General features: G+C 60.9%; 1 protein-coding gene. It reads right to left on the reverse strand.

What is annotated here, in order from left to right; translation table 11 throughout:
- Positions 1 to 43: 43 nt before the first annotated feature.
- On the reverse strand, positions 44 to 516 hold a 473-nt coding region (locus ACR0L4_RS23765), incomplete at its 5' end, for a P-loop NTPase family protein (protein WP_480515690.1).

Genomic DNA, 516 nt, shown 5'->3' on the forward strand with positions numbered 1-516 from the left:
GATGATCGCACCACCTTTGCGGTGGACGGCATTAACGCGGTTCTTAGGCGGTCGACAAGAGTTTCAGCATCCGATCCGCCGCTGCCGAGGGGCTCAGGTTGCCTGACCCGACCTGGTCGCTCAACTGCTCCATTTCACCACGGGCCTCGGGCGATTCCAGCTTTGCAAGCAAGGCGTGACGGACCTCCTGATCGAACCAGTATCGTGCCTGCGCCGCGCGATTGCTGTCCCAATAGCCGGCTTCGCGCCGCCATTGCATCAGGGTCTTTATTTCGTCCCACGCCTGTTCCAACCCGTGTTCCTCGACCGCTGACACGGCCATCGCTTTGGGGAACCCCTCGGGGTCTTGCGGACGCTTACGCAGCAGGCGCAAAGCACCGGCATAATCTGCACAGGTCCGGGTCGCCGCGGATTTGAGATCACCGTCCGCCTTGTTGATCAGGATGATATCGGCCATCTCCATTATCCCGCGTTTGACACCCTGTAACTCGTCGCCTCCGGCTGGCGCCAACAGTA

This window comes from Ruegeria sp. AB5 (assembly GCF_056542645.1).